Below are 15832 nucleotides of genomic sequence, written 5' to 3' on the forward strand. Positions count from 1 at the left end.
GTTGGGAAACACGGGAATGAAAAAGCCATCGGGAAATATGTTAAAGAGCAAGGACGTGCATCTCAATATGTTCAGATTCACAAAGACCAACTAAGGTTACTGTGATACCCCGACGCTTGCGTCGGGGAGAATGTCATTGCGAGCCATTCTCCAAGCCGGGCGAGGAGAAGGCGCGGCAATCTATGCATTCGTCTGACCGCATCACACTGCCCCGAGATTGCTTCGTCGTCCTTCCGCGGAAGGACGACGCAACGCAGTGGGCAATATGTCACCCTGCCCTTTATGCAATATGTCACCCCGACTTTTATGTGGTTTGTCACCCTGAGCGAAGGCGAAGGGTCTCCTCTCACAAAGCGAATGATGCCTATTCTTGCACCCCGAGCCTGTAGGGACTTTGTCCGAAGTCTGCAACCAGGCACTAGTTTTCGGGGGAACCACAGTGGGTCTAACTTGATGGGTGGTAGAGTGGTGCCGGACAGGCCATCTGTCATTGATGGCCATTAATGATTTGTACTATAATGCGCTGTGGCAACAGATGTTTGCAGTCAATGGGGGGACAGGGTGGAACTCGCTTACGGCTTTCTCGGATGGGATAGTCCGAGGCCGGATGGCTGCTAGCCGAAGGATCACATCAAAGAAGGAGGGGAGAGATGGCTGAGTTTTTGTCTGATGAATGGTTTGCCAGGGTGGTAGAGCTTACCAAGGCCGCCGGCGATCTCCAGATTCCCAAGTCCATGGCCGATGCGACGGTCAACCTGACTGTGGAGACTGCGAAGGGCAAAGTAGAGATGTGCGTCAACGGCGGCATCATTCAGAAGGGCTTCGTCCCAAATGCCGATGTCAACATGTCCATGCCTGACGATTATGCTTACACAATATGAAGAAGATGATCCCGCTGCAGGTGTACAAGCCCAGCCAGCCCACCGTTGCCCTGACTAAGAAGATCGCCGAGATCACCGATTTCAAGGTTTGAGCGGCTTAGGCTGCAAGAAAGAAGGGGGTTCGGAAATGCCGAAGCTAGACAAACTGATGTCGCCCTGGAAGATTGGCGGTCTGGAGATCAAAAACCGGATAGTCATGGCGCCAATGACCCCTGTCTGGGCTAACCCGGACGAGACCCCCTCCGACCGCCAGATAGCCTATTGGGTCGAGCGTGCCAAAGGCGGGGTTGGCCTGATCACCACCGAGGTCAATTCGATAGACCCGCTGCACAGGTATCAGCCACTTTCTTCCGGCCTGCACAGCGACTTCCAGATCGAGGTGCACAAGCGCCTTACGGACGCGGTCCACAGGCACGGCGTCAGGATCTTTCCGCAGATCAGCCACCCCGGCCCCGAGTCCCTGGCCCCGTTCTTTGAGAACATGCCGGCCATCGGACCTTCCGTGAACCGCTCCGAGTCCACCGGGCAGGTCTGCCGCGAGCTGACGGACGAAGAGCTGCCTGACCTGATTGAGATGTACGGCGAGGCCGCCCGCAGGGCCCGCGATGCCGGCTACGATGGTGTAGAGCTTCACATGGCCCATAACTATATGCTGCTTGGATCGTTTCTCTCCCCGCTGCGCAACCGGCGCGAGGACGGCCAGTACGTAGGCCACACCGTCGAGGGCCGTGTCAAACTGGCAGTCGAGGTCATCAAGAAGATAAAGGAGAGAGTTGGCAACGACTTCCCGCTCACGGTGCGCATATCCGGTGACGAATGCGTGGGTGGCAGCAATGGCCGCGACATCACCGACACCCAGCGCATCGCCCCCATCCTGGAAGCGGCGGGCGTTGACTGCTTCCACGTCTCCGGCGGTGTCATCACATCGCTGGTCGACCAGATCATCGCCGGTGCCAACTACGAGTATGGCTTCAACGTACCGGCGGCGCATGCCATCAAAGAGGTGGTGAAGGTTCCTGTCATGCCGGTGGGCTGCATCCACGATCCGGCGCTGGCAGAGGGGTTCCTGCAAAGGGACTGGTGCGATGCCATCGTCATGGGCCGCCCCCTCCTCGCCGATCCCGAGTTGCCCAGGAAGGGCATGGAGGACAGGCTGGAGGATGTCCGCCGGTGTGTGCGGTGCCTGACATGCGTGGACTCTCTGATGAATCTCGAAGACGTCCACTGTGCCGTCAACGGCCGCATGGGGAAGGAGGAAGTGTATCCCCTCGAAGGCAAGGCCGTTACCCCGAAGAGGGTCATGATTGCCGGTGCTGGCCCTGGCGGCATGGAGGCAGCCCGGGTGGCAGTCCTGCGTGGTCACGATGTCACGCTGTATGACAAGCACCACCGCCTGGGAGGTGCCCTGGTGACCGCCTGCACCGTGCATCCGGACAATGAGACCTTTCTGGAGTACCTCATGACGCAGATGAGGAAGCTGCCGGTCAAAGTGAAGCTGGGCGTTGGGGTTACCCCCGAACTGGTCAAGCAGGAAAAGCCCGATGTGTTTATCGATGCTACTGGTGGCAAGGTGGTTGCGCCGAAGATCGAGGGCGACCACCTACCCAACGTAATCACTGGAGCCATGCTGCACAAGTTCGCCGCCGCCCGAGGGTGCCGACAAGGTCCCGTGGCCCATGAAACTGGGAATCAGGCTTGGCGGCGGCCTTATGCAGAGGCTGATCACGCCGCAGCGCATCCGGAAGGTCACCAGATTCTGGACTCCAATGGTTGGCAAGAAGGTGGTGCTGGTGGGCGCTGACCTCGCCGCGATAGAGTCGGCGGAGTTCCTGGCCCAGCGCGGCCGCGAGGTGGCGGTGATCGATGCTTACGAAGAACTGGCCCCCGAGATAGGCGTGAAACGCCGTGCTGAGCACATCGAGCGTATGCGCAATCTTGGTATCACCATGCACACTGAGTGTGACGTGACAAAGATAACCGCTGAAGGCGTCTGGTTCAAGCCGCGGCATGGTGACAAGGAACACATGATCAAGGCCGACACGGTCATCCTGGCCGGTGTGATCGAGCCCAAGGCCGAGCTCTACAATGCCTGCAAGGAGCTGGCGGCTGAGGTGTACACTGTGGGCGACGTTTCAGGGCTGGGACTGATCGACAAAGCCATTCGAGAGGCCAACGCCGTAGTCTATGGCTTGGGTTGACGTAATATATGGTGTGGCCCTGTGACTCGGCTGAGGACTTCGGGAGCAGCGCTATCTCAAGTCGTCGATAAACTTGCTATTAGCTGGCCAGAAACGAAGTTGGTGAGCCGCGGGGGATTCAAACCCCCGACACCCTGATTAGAAGATACAGGCGTATTGACTTGATTGGATCCCCTGAGCTAACATTCACGGAGCTACTGCAATAGCATCAGACGGAATGTTCGATCATGATAGAGACAACAACAGATATCAGAAGGAGACTGACGAATGGCTTGCTCGTTTCTTGAATTGGCCTCTGAGGTATTGAGGAGAGCCAAGCAACCATTGACATATCAGGAAATATGGGACATGGCCAAGAAATCAGGCCTTTCTGCGCAAGTCAACACATCTGGAAAAACACCTTGGCAGACACTGGGTGCTCAACTCTACTTAGACGTTAGAGACAAATCAGAGTCGAAATTCATCAAAGTTGGCAAAAGGCCAGCCAGATTTTTCCTCAAAGATCGACAATCAGAAGTTTCCGCCGATCTGGTGTCTCAGATCGAAATAGAAGAAGAGAAGAAGGAGAAAAGCGCCCCCAAGTACAGGGAGCGAGACCTGCATCCCATATTAGCCTATTTTGCGTACTCAAACCAATCGTTCAACCGTGGTCGCTCAATATTCACAAAGACTATCCTGCATGAGAAGTCTCTCAAGCAAGGATACAACGAGTGGGTTCACCCGGACATGGTTGGTTTCTACCTTCCCATCGAGGATTGGCGGCCAGAGGTCATCGAGTTTAACCGGCTACTGGACAATAACTCCATTCGTCTCTACTCGTTCGAGGTCAAAAAGTCTCTCAACAAGATGAATTACCGGGAGTCCTACTTCCAGGCTGTCTCCAACTCGTCTTGGGCACACGAAGGATATCTTGTGGCTTCCGAGATTCTCCAAGACGATGATTTCCTCGCCGAGCTTGAGCGGCTAGCAGCATCCTTCGGAATAGGAATCGTCCATCTTGATCTTGCGGACATAGACTCATCGAGGGTGCTCTATCCTGCACGGATCAGGAGCGCTCTTGACTGGGAGACCATCAATAAACTCTGTGACCAGAACCCCGATTTTCGGAAGTTCGTCGAAGATGTGAAGATCGACTTTGAGTCCAAACGTATACATCCAGCTGACTACGATGGGGTCGTCAAGGATCCGGCCCAATACATCAAAGAGAAGCTCAAGATAGAACCACCAGATCCAGCGGATGACTGATGGCCACCCCAGATTCCGGACGTTGCGTACATGGTTATGCCCAGATAATGGTCCGAACCATGAAAGTGATCTACAAGATTACGTATCCCAACGGCAAGATCTACATCGGCAAGGATCTAACCGACACCATCAGCTACTTCGGCAGCGCTGACTGCAGGATCATTGAGAAGGACTTCACAAGAGACCAAAGGCGTGATTTCATAATTAGGAAAGAGGTTCTGTGGGAGTCTGACACCGCTTCAAACAGGAAGGTCAGCCTCAAGGAAGCCGAATACATAAAAGCCTTCAATTCTAATGATCCCGATATTGGGTACAATCAGTGGCCAAAGTTTAAGGGGAAGGCTTAGGGAGCTGTATTACCTCACCTTGGATACAGAGAGGCAGGGTGGCTGTTTGAAGCAGAAAACGAGTGATGCGTCATCTAATGGAGCAGTGACTATCGCATCCAGAACAACAGCCTCACGATTGTCCTACTCCACAGAGACTGACCTTGAACACCAAAGCTCTTCTCGCACTTGATGCATTTCCACAAGCGGAAGTGGTCATTGTAGTGACCTGCTACTTAACATAACTTCACGATGCCTGGTTGTATGGGTCTGGCTTTGACTTGTGGCCATCAAATCCGGTGTTCCGGAGCGAGTCTCATCATGAAATGTTGCCTGCAGGCATGTGACAACCAGTGGGGCGTTTAGGGCATGCGGTTTGACTGAAGATGCCTGAAGATTTCATCGTGCACGCGCTCGGGCTCTTCTTGAATCAACCAGTGGCCGGCGTTCAATTCGATCAGGCGGAATGGGCCTTTCATGTACTGCCTCGTTTGTTCCACGGCTACCCGGCCGACTGCCAGGTCCTGATTTCCCCAGATGAGCAGAGTGGGGTGTGATACCGGACCGAAGGTTATTGCCTGGTCGCCCTGTTTGAGAAGGGCAGGATTGGCGCGATACCAGTTGAGCGCTGCTGTGAGCGCCATTGGCTGGGAGAAAACAGTGAGGTATTCCTCCAGTTGGTTTTCCGGAATGGCCGACCAGAGATCACGCAATACCTTAGAGTTGTCAGCGGTCAGCACTTTCTCGGGCTCGTCGGGCATCATGAAGAGTGTCATGTATTGACTGCGTTTTCGTTGGTCAGGGTCGTCGGCAATTGCGGACTTGAACGCATCCATATGGGGCACTGACATGGCAGTCCAACTTTGTACGCGGTTGGGATAGAGATATAGCATAATCCAGCCGATGGCAGAGCCCCAGTCGTGCCCAACCATGTGGAAACGCTGAAAACCGAGAGCATCAGCCAGGGCCACAACATCGGAGGCCAGTTCCCGGCAGGCATACCCCTCAACCTTTTCTGGACGAGCCCCTGGGCTATAACCTCGCTGGTCGGGTGCAAAGCAACGGTATCCTTCATCTGCCAGATTTGCCATCAGGTTGGCCCACATGATTGATGTTTCGGGGAACCCGTGCAGGAAAATGACCGGCTCGCCTGAAAGATTGTCCAGACCGGCAGCCCTGCCGCGAAAGGTCATGCCATTTGCTTTGGTTTCCAGCATTAGACATTCACTCATTTAGTCACCCCTGCGGGCCCTGTCTTTCTCCGCTTGGCGCAGATTTCCCCAGAGGTATGGAGTCAAATAGCCCCCCTTCGGGACTTTCTTCAGACGTAGCCTGATGATGAAGACTGACAACGCGGCGGGTCCGAAATGCTATCTTCGGTACCCGCCGAACGGTGCTTCTGTCCAAGCTCTAGATACGGTCTGCGGCCGCAGCTCTACTTGCTGTAATCGTAGAATCCCTTGCCGGTCTTGCGTCCGAGGTGCCCTGCGGCAACCATCTTCTTCAGCATGATCGGTGGGGCAAACAAGGGATCCTTAAGCTCATCGTACATGGCGGTAAGGATGTAATAGACCGTGTCCAGCCCAATGAAGTCTGCCAGTTCCAGGGGACCCATGGGGTGGTTCAGTCCGAGTCTCATCGTCTTATCGATATCCTCTTTTGTTGCTAGACCCTGTTCATAGCAGCGGATGACGTAGATGAGATAGACCATGCTGAGACGGTTGGCAATGAACCCGGGGGTGTCATTGCACAAGACGGTCTGCTTGCCGATATCCTTGCAGAATACCTTGCCCATTTCAATGGCTTCGTCTGAGGTGACCATGGTTTTGACAATCTCCACCAACTGCATCACCGGAACAGGACTGAAGAAGTGCAGCCCCAGCACCTGGCTTGGTCTTTTGGTGGTCATGGCCATGTCTAGAACAGATAGACAGGAGGTGTTGCTGGCAAGGAAGGCATGCGGAGGGCAAACCTTGTCAAGTCCAGCGAATATCTTCTTTTTCTCTACCATGTTCTCGATAGCTGCCTCTATGACCAGGTCGCGGTCACGGAAATCCTCCATGTTGAGCGTGCCTTTTATACGCCCCAATGTGGCCGTCTTCTCTTCTTCAGTTGCCTTGCCTCTCTTGACAGCTCTTTCTAGCGATGTTCGGATGTTTGCAGTGCCCTTGTCCAGAAATTCCTGCTTGACCTCCAGCACCACGGTGTCATAGCCAGCACGGGCGCAAACCTCGGTTATGCCCCCGCCCATTAAACCGCAGCCTACCACACCTACTTTCTTAATTTCCATATAACTCCTTTCTCTATGTTGTCCTTTGGCCTGTCCGTGATTATCACAGCGGCCTTGTGGAAACCTATTTCCCCTTTATGTTTGCTTCCCGCTTCTCCAGAAAGGCCAGTTTTGCCTCTTGGTGGTCTTCGGTAGCGGTGCAGAAGTCCATTAGCTTCGTCTCCAGCCTGAGCCCCTCTTCCAGGTTCATTTCAAACCCTTTGTACATGGCCTCCTTGGCTGCCCTTACTGCCAGTGGTGGTATCTTGCAGAGCCTCTGGGCCCATTGCTCGGCAGCGGGCATGAGCTGATCGGAGGGTACTACCTTGTTGATGAGCCCCAAACGGTAGGCTTCCTGGGCGTCAATGCGCTCCGCCATCAGGATCATCTCGTTGGCTTTGGCTCTCGGGATAGCCCGTGTCAGCCTCTGTGTCCCGCCCCAGCCAGGTATTATGCCGAGGGTAACCTCAGGGAAGCCGAAGGTGGCATTGTCGGCAGCGATTCGCAGGTCGCAGCCCAGCGCGAGCTCGAGCCCACCGCCCAGAGCGTGGCCATTGATGGCGGCGATGATGGGCTTCCATAGTTCCAGACCGCGAAACAGACTGGGCGGTACCCGCCACCATTCGTTGCGAATCTCACTTAACACAGGCAGCATCTCTTTGATGTCAGCTCCGACGCAAAAAGCTCGGTTGCCGCTTCCGGTAAGTATGGCTACCCAGGTCTCCCTGTCATCCCTGAAGTCTATTAGTGCGTCGCTGAGTTCTTTGAATGTCTGCGGATCAATAGAATTCAAGGTACGGGGACGGTCTATGGTCATGTAGGCGACTCTCCCCCGCTTCTCGTAAAGAAGTCCCATATTAAGCCCTCCTTATCATTGAGCCCTTGTTTGATTGTTTCTTGACCCTCATTGGCTGCCGTTGTTATGGAGATACAATGGAGTCACTAATACACTGCTGTGACAAACAAAGGTCAGTTCTTTGCTTTTTGGGAAGTGGCAGCAACAAGGCTGTGGCGCAGAGCGCGCAGGGTAACCTGGCTATCCAGCTTTGCCTCCTTAGCATAAGTCTTGACGATTTGCCAGAGTCCCTGCCTGGTGAGCCTTTGCCCGAGTCTATTGAGGAACAGTGCCGCTTCCCCTCTTTGGTGCAGTAGCTGGGGGCGAGCCTCATCCAGGTATTTCTTTAAAGAAGGGACATGGCCTCGGCTGAGGCAGGTGTTCCGTTCCCTGGAGCCTCTTATGAGGCAAGTGACAGAATGGTCTTGCATAGTCACATCATCCACGTTTAGCGACATGAGTTCACCTATTTGCATGCCACTGGCGTAGAGAAGTTCCAACATGGCTTTGTCGCGCCTTGCCTCAGGGGTAGGATACTTGTCAGGCTGCCTCAGCAGATCCCTCACTTGAGTCTCTGGGAGAGGCTGGGGCACGCTCTTCTTCACCCTGGGCGCCCCGACATTATCAGTAGGAGTACTCTGTATGACTCCTGCATTCTCAAGATACTTGAACATGGTCTTGGCAGATGCCGTCTTGCGTGCGATTGTGGCCGGAGCGTAACCTCTCTGCCTGAGATCGAGGAAATAGTTCAGCACAAGCTGGTGATCCACGTCTGGCCACTGCTTTGATCCCTTCTCTTGAAAAAAGCCGGCCATTTGTGAAAGATCGTTGTTATAAGCGGCAATAGTATTCTCGGAGAATCTCTTCTCTACTGTAAGATGACGTAAGAAGGCTTCGATTTGCCCTTTCATGACCCCCCCTCCTTATTAATGGCGGATTGCCTCCAGAACGGTTGTTATTTTAGCATAACCAGCGCCAAAATTGTAAAATTGCTTCAGAGCCATGGAACAGAAGCGTCTTGAACAGCAACTGAAATCATTGCCAGCGAAGCCCGGCGTATATCTGCTTAAGGATGAGAAGGATGGCATCCTGTATGTAGGCAAGGCGGCCAGCCTGTACCATCGGGTAGGCTCCTATTTTAGTTCCCCAGATAGACTTTCGCCGAAGATGAGCAGGATGGTAGCCCGGATAACTGAAGTTGATTTCTATGTCACCGATTCAGAGCAAGAGGCTATCCTTCTTGAGTGTAATCTAATAAAGGAATATCGTCCGCGCTACAATGTGCGCCTGAAGGATGATAAGAGTTATCCTTATCTCAAGATAAGCCTCAATGAGGACTGGCCGAGGGCATACGTCACTCGGCGTGTGGAGAAGGACGGCGCCAGATATTTTGGTCCTTATGCCAGCGCCGGATCGCTACGCAAAACCCTGGCCTTGCTAAGGAGGCTCTTCCCCTTGCGTCATTGCAGGGGGTCGATTACGGGCACTGCATTGCGGCCCTGCCTGGAATACCACATTCAAGGCTGCCTTGGACCCTGTATTGGCGCTGTGAGCAAAGAAGAGTATCGCCAGGTGGTAAACCAGATTGTCCTTTTTCTTGAAGGCAAGCATGAGGTGGTATTGCGAAAGTTGCGCGTCAGGATGGCACTGGCGGCAGAGAATCTGGATTTTGAAAAGGCTGCCCTGATACGTGATCAAGTTCGGGCTGTAGAGAAGGTTACCGAAGAGCAGAAGATTGCTTCAACTGAGGGTGAGGCAGATGTGGTTGCCTTTGCCCAGGCAGGTGATCAGGCATACGTGCTGGTTTTCTTCATCCGCCAGGGAAAGCTTGTGGGAAGAGAACGCTTCATTCTGACAGGAACACATGGTGAAGAGCCTTCTCAGATTATGACTAGTTTTGTGCAGCAGTTTTATAGTGCTGCTTCTTGCATACCGAAGCGGATATTGCTTCAGCATCCGTTGAAAGAGATGCCTCTTGTGGTGCAGTGGTTGGGGGGGAGAGGAGGGAGGAGGGTAGAACTCCGGGTGCCCCGTAGAGGGTCTGGGAAAGGGCTGGTGGATCTGGTGGCAGAGAATGCCCGGCAGGGGCTGGCCCAATTGAGGGTAAAATCGCTGGATGCCCCCGATGTACTGAAGGAAGCTTTGGAGGAACTGCAAAAGGCACTTTTATTGTCTTCTCTTCCGCAGCGCGTGGAGGGTTATGACATCTCTAATATTCAGGGTACCTCGGCGGTGGGGAGCATGGTGGTCTTTGAGAGAGGATTGCCCAGGAAGTCTCACTATCGGCTATTCAAGATCAAGTCAGTTGAGGGATCTGATGACTATGCCATGATCCAGGAGGTATTGAGGAGGCGTTTTAAGAGGGCCTCCGGTGATCTTCGAGAAGGTATCTGGGCAATTGTGCCTGATCTGGTTCTCATTGATGGTGGTAGAGGGCAGCTTAGTGCCGCCCTGGAAGCGATGAATGAGATGGGGGTTGGCTTTGTTCCCTGTGTCAGTATTGCCAAGGGGGATGAAGCTATCTTTTTACCCCGGGTGGCCGAACCTGTTATGCTCCCTCGTCAATCGTCGGCCCTTTATTTTGTGCAGAGGGTAAGGGATGAGGCACATCGATTTGCGCTGAGCTACCATCACAAGGTGCACCGCAGGGGGACATTTGCTTCTTCATTGGATGATATACCGGGGATAGGGGCCAGACGCAAGCGGGCTTTGCTTAAGAGATTTGGATCGGTCAGGGGAATCAGGGAAGCTCCATTGGATGAGTTGGTGTCTGTGGAAGGAATGACCAGGTCTGCAGCGCAGAAAGTGAAAGAGTGTCTTTGATGAAGAACGGAGATATGATCGTATAAACTATGTTTGATGTGACATAAAATCTCAGACGCCTTCCTCGCAAAAAGAGGGCTTCGAGGCTTATTTGCTGGTGGTTGCATTGTTATCCTAATTGTGATAAATTAGGGCCAAACCTGGTTTACAGGTTTGGCCGTTGTGTGGAGTGGGTGTTCCCCCACTCTTTTTGGTTAAGTGGATAACCGTGGGTTATAGAATGGGAGGTCTGCTCGGGAGATGAAGACCGATTTTGGAATTGCTCTTACTCAACTGGCTGCCGAGAGGAACTTACCTAAAGAGGTTATCCTCAAGACTGTAGAGTCGGCCCTGGTTCCTATATTCAAGAAAAGTAGCTTTGCACCTGATCAAGAGATCTCGGTTAAGATTTTGGTGCAGACGGGTGAGGTCAGGGTCTATGCACAGAAAAAGGTAGTAAAGAGGCGCACGGATCCCCGTCAACAAATTCTATTGTCCGAGGCGGTGAAGCTGAGGGCTGATGCTCGGGTGGGAGACGTGATCGAGGTAGAGTCCACGCCTCCTGATGCCGGACGCATCGCTGCTCAAACTGCAAAGCAGGTAATACTACAGCGTTTGCGGGAGGCGGAACGCGATGCCATCTTCGGGGAATATGCTGACAAAGAGGGGGATATTATCAGTGGTGTGGTACATGTTGTCGAGGCGAAGCATATTATTGCCGATCTGGGAAAAGGGGAGGCGATACTACCTCTGGCTGAGCAGATGCCCGCAGACCATTACCGGGTGGGGCAGAGGCTCAAACTCTACCTTGTGAAGGTACTGCGCACTGCCAAAGGGACTCAGCTCGTAGTGTCGCGGACGCATCAGAATCTGCTCCGGCGCTTGTTTGAACTGGAGATCCCTGAGATATTCAACGGCACGGTGGAGATCAAAGCCCTGGCTCGCGAACCGGGCTACCGGAGTAAGGTTGCTGTTAGTTCCCGCCAGGAGGGAGTTGATGCTGTTGGTTCTTGTCTCGGGCTGCGCAGCATCAGAATCCAGAACATCACCAAGGAACTCGGCGGTGAAAAAATAGATCTGATCCAGTGGCATCCTGACCCCGCGGTTTTCATTGGTAATGCGCTGAGCCCTGCTTCAGTAGTGAAGGTGGAGGTCAGTGCGGAGGAGAAGGGCGCCAAGGTAATTGTCCCTGACAATCAACTCTCGCTGGCTATTGGCAAGGGAGGACAGAACGCCAGACTGGCTGCCAGGCTTACTGGCTGGCGAATCGATATAAAGAGCACTTCTATGGTCGAGGCGGGGGCGGCTCCTAAAGTGAAAGAGGCCCCCAAGGTGGAGGAGGCTGTCTCCAGTGAGGCAGTGGTGGCGGTTGAACCCGTGGTGCAGGCAGTAGAGCCTGTACCTGAGCCAGTAGTTCCGGTGGCTGAAGATAAGGTTACTGCTCCTGTGAAGGAGATACTGCCGGTGCTGGCTTCGGCAGAGGCACCACCGACGAAACCCCTGGAAGTGCCGCATGGGGCTCCGGCAGAGGTTGCCACTAAAACCTATTCTTTTGAGGAAGTACTTTCGGAGATAGAGGCAGTCACTGGCAGGCTCAAGGCTCGCTATGGTGGTGGTGGGGGTGGTGGAAGATCAGGAGCGAAACCTGAAACCCCTGCTAAGAAAGGGAAGAAGGAGAGCACGGTCAAGGACGAAGAGGTGGTGGTCAAACCGAAACCTAAGAAGCCAGGTCGGCGGCAAGCGATACGAGAAGACATTGAGGATTTGGGTGACGATGGATTGGGTGAAGAGGACCTGGATGAAAAGGGATTGAGCGAAGAGGACCTGGGTGAAAAGGGATTGAGTGAAGAGGGATAAGGTAGCACTGCAACGGGGTTTGAAACATATCCCACAGCGTACCTGCGTTTTTTGTCGTGAGGTAAAGCCGAAGCGGCAGTTGGTTCGCGTGGTTTATGGTGCCGGTGGTATAGCGGAGGTGGATGTATCAGGAAAGAAGCCTGGGAGGGGTGCTTATGTTTGCCGCTCTCCAGGTTGTTGGGGGAAGGGGCTCAACAAGGGCAGGTTGGAGCATGCATTGCGGGGCAAAATAGACCCTGAAAATTGGGTCAAGGTCGTCGAGTTTGGGACTGGATTTTGCTCTGAGGCCCAGAGCCAACTGACCCAAGCGGTGGAGGTTGAATGACGAAAAGTACTGGGGGAAAGAGCTCTCCTTCCAAAGGTGGACCCCCGATTGAGATTCCGGCCTCGCTGACGGTGAAGCAACTGGCTGATCTGCTGAAGGTGAGTGGGGTGGAGTTGATCAAGCAGTTGTTGAATAACGGCGTCATAGCGAGTATCAATCAGACCATTGATTTCGACACTGCAGCAGTAGTAGCTTCGGATCTGGGCCATGATGTTGTGGAAAAGGCCGTACCAGTGGATGACGCGGCTGGCTGTGGGGAATTGGAGAAACAGAACTTGCAACCACGCCCGCCGGTGGTGACTGTGATGGGGCACATCGACCATGGCAAGACAAGGCTCTTGGATGCCATCAGACAGACGAATGTGATGGCTTCTGAAGCGGGGGGTATTACCCAGCACATCGGAGCGTATCAGGCAGAAGTGTCTGGCAAAAAAATCACCTTTTTGGATACTCCGGGGCATGAAGCTTTCACTGCGATGCGGGCCAGGGGTACAAAGGCAACTGACATTGCTGTCCTTGTGGTAGCAGCAGACGATGGGATAATGCCCCAAACGCGGGAGGCCATAGCTCATGCTCGGGCTGCCGCAGTACCTATCGTAGTGGCTTTGAATAAGATTGATAAACCCGGTATCAACCTGGACAAAGTGAAACAGCAGCTTGCCGAGGAAGGCCTGGTCATTGAAGAGTGGGGTGGCAATACTGTTTGCGTGCCTGTTTCAGCGAAGATGAAACAGGGAATCTCTGATCTATTGGAGAACATCCTTGTGGTGGCCGAGATACTGGAACTAAAGGCGAATCCGGACTGCCCTGCTAAGGGGGTGGTTGTCGAGGCGGAGTTGGACAAGACCAAAGGTCCTCTGGCTACAGTTTTGGTGCAGAGCGGGACTCTCAAGCCTGGTGATCCCGTGGTGGTTGGTGATGCCTGGGGTAAGATAAAGGCTATGTTTAACGGTGCCGGCAAGCGGATCAAGAAGGCGGAGCCATCGACTCCGGTGGAGATACTTGGACTGAGCACTTTACCACAAGCTGGGGATACCCTAGTGGTGGCCGCCAGTGAGCGTGAGGCAAAGTCCATAGCCGAAAAGCGGCACCTGGAAAAACAACAGAAACTGGCCAGGCCGGCAAGTGCGGTCAAGCTGGAGGATGTCTTTGCTCAAATCAAGCAGGGGCAGGCCAAGGAGCTTAACCTTATTCTCAAGACCGACGTTCAGGGAAGCATTGAGCCGATCAGGGATTCCATCGAGCGTTTGGAAATAGATGCGATAAAGGTGAAAATCATTCACTCTGGTAGCGGATCTATCACCGAAGGCGATGTCTTGCTGGCCCTGGCTTCTAAAGGTATTATTGTGGGCTTTCATACGACACCCACTGTGGGCGCGCAGCGGATGGCTGATTCGGAAGGAGTGGATATCCGGCTGTACGACATAATCTACAACCTGATAGATGATATTGAGAGAGCCTTGAAGGGAATGAAGGAGCCATCCTACGCTGAGGTTATTGAGGGACATGCTGAGATAAGGGCAGTTTTCACTGCCGGCAGGCATGAGAAGGCGGCGGGGGTCTATGTTAATGACGGTGTTTTGAAGAGAGATGCCCCGATCAGAGTGATACGCAACAAGCAGTTAGTCCACCAGTCCAAAATCGCCAGCCTGAGGCGGTTCAAGGATGATGTCAGAGAGGTGGCTGCCGGTATTGAGTGTGGCGTTGTTGTGGATGGATTTACCCAGTTTGAAACAGGTGACATAATCGAGGCCTATCGCAAGGGGAAGGTGGATGAGTCGGCGCACTGAGCGGCTGAATCACTTCATTCGCGATGAAATCACCCAGTTACTGCAACGCGAAATCAAGGACCCCAGGCTTGCGGTCTTTGTTACGGTGACCCGCGTCTCGATCTCTCCTGATTTACGCCATGTCAAGGTGTTTGTCAGTATTCTGGGAACTGAGAGTGAGAAAACAGAAGCCATGAAGGCTTTGGGTACTGCCTCAGGTTTCCTCCGCAGGGAGCTGGGCCCGCGGCTCAGATTGCGAAATAGCCCCGAATTGAGCTTTTGCTACGATGATTCTATAGAGCAGGCAAGTAAGGTTTTCCAGCTAATGAGCCAGTTAGCTACTGAAGAAGCTGGAGGACAGGAACCAGGTGAGCATTGACGGCATCCTCAATGTCCTCAAGCCAGCCGGCAAGACCTCTTTTGCCGTAGTTTCCCTGGTGAGAAGCCTCAGCGGCGAGCCAAGAGTAGGCCATGCCGGTACACTTGATCCCGAAGCTACTGGAGTGCTGGTGGTTTGTCTTGGCCAGGGTACCAGGGTGATTGAATTTCTGTCTGGGGCTGGCAAGACCTACCAGGCTGAAGTCGAACTTGGTATCACTACTGACACCTATGATGCGGTGGGGGAGGTAATTCGGAGGTGTGATGCCTCATTTGTCACTGAAGATCAGTTGAGGCAGGTACTTCATTCCTTTCGTGGTTCCGTTGAGCAGATCCCGCCGATGTACAGTGCCCTCAGATATAAGGGAAGACGTCTCTATGAGCTTGCCCGTGAGGGAATTGAGGTAACTAGGAAACCAAGGATGGTGCAGTTCTCTCGTCTGGATCTCATAAGGTGGCAGTCGCCTGTTGTCACTATTGAGGTAGAATGCAGTGCTGGCACTTATATCCGGTCCCTGGCCCAGGACATAGGCATTGCGTTGGGCTGTGGTGCTCATCTTAGAAAGCTGGTGCGATTGAGGAGCGAGCCCTTCCATATTGCTGATTCTTTGCCTCTTCCTGTGATTGAAGAAGCCTTCCGCCGTGGCTGCTGGCAGTACCTTTCCTACTCGATTGACGAAGTACTCCTTGGTTGGAGGGTGGTTATCCTTGACAAGGAGAGTGAAGCCCTGGTGAGAAAGGGCAACTCAGTGACCTTAAACATAGCAGGTGACTCGGAGTCCGCCGACAAACGCTGTCGGGCCTACTCTGATGACGGACGTTTTCTGGCTGTGTTGAGCCGACATGGCGAGGGTCTATGGCATCCCGAGAAAGTCTTTCGCGATGCCAGCTATGAAGTGGAATAGCTGATTGCCGCGACAGTGGAGAGGTGAAGCGCGTTCCTTTTG

The 15832-nt window shown here is 53.6% G+C and carries 15 protein-coding genes; 11 read left to right on the plus strand and 4 right to left on the minus strand.

Annotated features, from left to right (window positions below):
- Positions 1 to 650: 650 nt before the first annotated feature.
- From NTZ04_09570 to NTZ04_09590, 5 genes are all read left to right on the plus strand, one after another.
- Positions 651 to 881 carry a hypothetical protein gene (locus NTZ04_09570; protein ID MCX5992547.1) on the plus strand — a complete coding sequence of 77 codons (231 nt, stop codon included), beginning with the start codon at positions 651 to 653 and terminating at the stop codon, positions 879 to 881.
- A 127-nt stretch (positions 882 to 1008) separates the two neighbouring features.
- Positions 1009 to 2682 carry an NAD(P)-binding protein gene (locus NTZ04_09575; protein MCX5992548.1) on the plus strand — a complete coding sequence of 558 codons (1674 nt, stop codon included), beginning with the start codon at positions 1009 to 1011 and terminating at the stop codon, positions 2680 to 2682.
- Complete coding sequence (locus NTZ04_09580; protein MCX5992549.1) at positions 2648 to 3079, plus strand: FAD-dependent oxidoreductase; 432 nt, start codon at positions 2648 to 2650, stop codon at positions 3077 to 3079. The genes NTZ04_09575 and NTZ04_09580 overlap by 35 nt, the downstream gene beginning before the upstream one ends.
- Before the next feature lie 267 nt (positions 3080 to 3346).
- Positions 3347 to 4324: an HTH domain-containing protein gene (locus tag NTZ04_09585; GenBank protein ID MCX5992550.1), complete on the plus strand. Its 978-nt coding sequence runs from the start codon at positions 3347 to 3349 to the stop codon at positions 4322 to 4324.
- 59 nt (positions 4325 to 4383) lie between these two features.
- Positions 4384 to 4671, plus strand: a complete 288-nt coding sequence (locus NTZ04_09590; protein MCX5992551.1) for a GIY-YIG nuclease family protein — start codon at positions 4384 to 4386, stop codon at positions 4669 to 4671.
- Positions 4672 to 5012: 341 nt separating this feature from the next.
- Here the strand turns inward: NTZ04_09590 and NTZ04_09595 are convergent, their stop codons facing one another.
- The 4 genes from NTZ04_09595 to NTZ04_09610 all read right to left on the minus strand — a co-directional run bounded on the left by NTZ04_09595 (position 5013) and on the right by NTZ04_09610 (position 8665).
- The gene (locus tag NTZ04_09595) at positions 5013 to 5867 is read right to left on the minus strand and encodes an alpha/beta hydrolase (protein ID MCX5992552.1); all 855 of its coding nucleotides are present in this window, start codon (positions 5865 to 5867) and stop codon (positions 5013 to 5015) included.
- A gap of 218 nt (positions 5868 to 6085) precedes the next feature.
- Positions 6086 to 6940 (minus strand): 3-hydroxybutyryl-CoA dehydrogenase, encoded by an 855-nt coding sequence (locus NTZ04_09600; GenBank protein MCX5992553.1) that lies wholly within the window; start codon positions 6938 to 6940, stop codon positions 6086 to 6088.
- A gap of 64 nt (positions 6941 to 7004) precedes the next feature.
- Entirely contained in the window at positions 7005 to 7775 is a 771-nt protein-coding gene (locus NTZ04_09605) for an enoyl-CoA hydratase-related protein (GenBank protein ID MCX5992554.1), read from the minus strand.
- 113 nt (positions 7776 to 7888) lie between these two features.
- A complete protein-coding gene (locus NTZ04_09610; protein MCX5992555.1) occupies positions 7889 to 8665 on the minus strand; it encodes a tyrosine-type recombinase/integrase in 777 nt (258 codons plus the stop codon).
- Positions 8666 to 8756: 91 nt separating this feature from the next.
- On the opposite strand from NTZ04_09610, the gene uvrC reads away from it, so the two are divergent.
- From uvrC to truB, 6 genes are all read left to right on the plus strand, one after another.
- A complete protein-coding gene (gene uvrC / locus NTZ04_09615; GenBank protein ID MCX5992556.1) occupies positions 8757 to 10577 on the plus strand; it encodes an excinuclease ABC subunit UvrC in 1821 nt (606 codons plus the stop codon).
- 240 nt (positions 10578 to 10817) lie between these two features.
- Positions 10818 to 12413, plus strand: a complete 1596-nt coding sequence (gene nusA, locus NTZ04_09620; protein MCX5992557.1) for a transcription termination factor NusA — start codon at positions 10818 to 10820, stop codon at positions 12411 to 12413.
- Positions 12400 to 12738, plus strand: coding sequence for a YlxR family protein (locus tag NTZ04_09625; GenBank protein ID MCX5992558.1), 339 nt, complete (start codon positions 12400 to 12402; stop codon positions 12736 to 12738). The genes nusA and NTZ04_09625 overlap by 14 nt, the downstream gene beginning before the upstream one ends.
- Complete coding sequence (infB, locus tag NTZ04_09630) at positions 12735 to 14528, plus strand: translation initiation factor IF-2 (protein MCX5992559.1); 1794 nt, start codon at positions 12735 to 12737, stop codon at positions 14526 to 14528. Before NTZ04_09625 ends, infB begins: the two co-directional genes overlap by 4 nt.
- The gene (rbfA, locus tag NTZ04_09635) at positions 14512 to 14886 is read left to right on the plus strand and encodes a 30S ribosome-binding factor RbfA (GenBank protein ID MCX5992560.1); all 375 of its coding nucleotides are present in this window, start codon (positions 14512 to 14514) and stop codon (positions 14884 to 14886) included. Before infB ends, rbfA begins: the two co-directional genes overlap by 17 nt.
- A complete protein-coding gene (gene truB, locus NTZ04_09640; GenBank protein MCX5992561.1) occupies positions 14876 to 15790 on the plus strand; it encodes a tRNA pseudouridine(55) synthase TruB in 915 nt (304 codons plus the stop codon). The genes rbfA and truB overlap by 11 nt, the downstream gene beginning before the upstream one ends.
- Positions 15791 to 15832: the final 42 nt, after the last annotated feature.

This window comes from Chloroflexota bacterium (genome assembly GCA_026389585.1).
Classification (GTDB): domain Bacteria; phylum Chloroflexota; class Dehalococcoidia; order UBA2247; family RBG-13-53-26; genus JAPLHP01.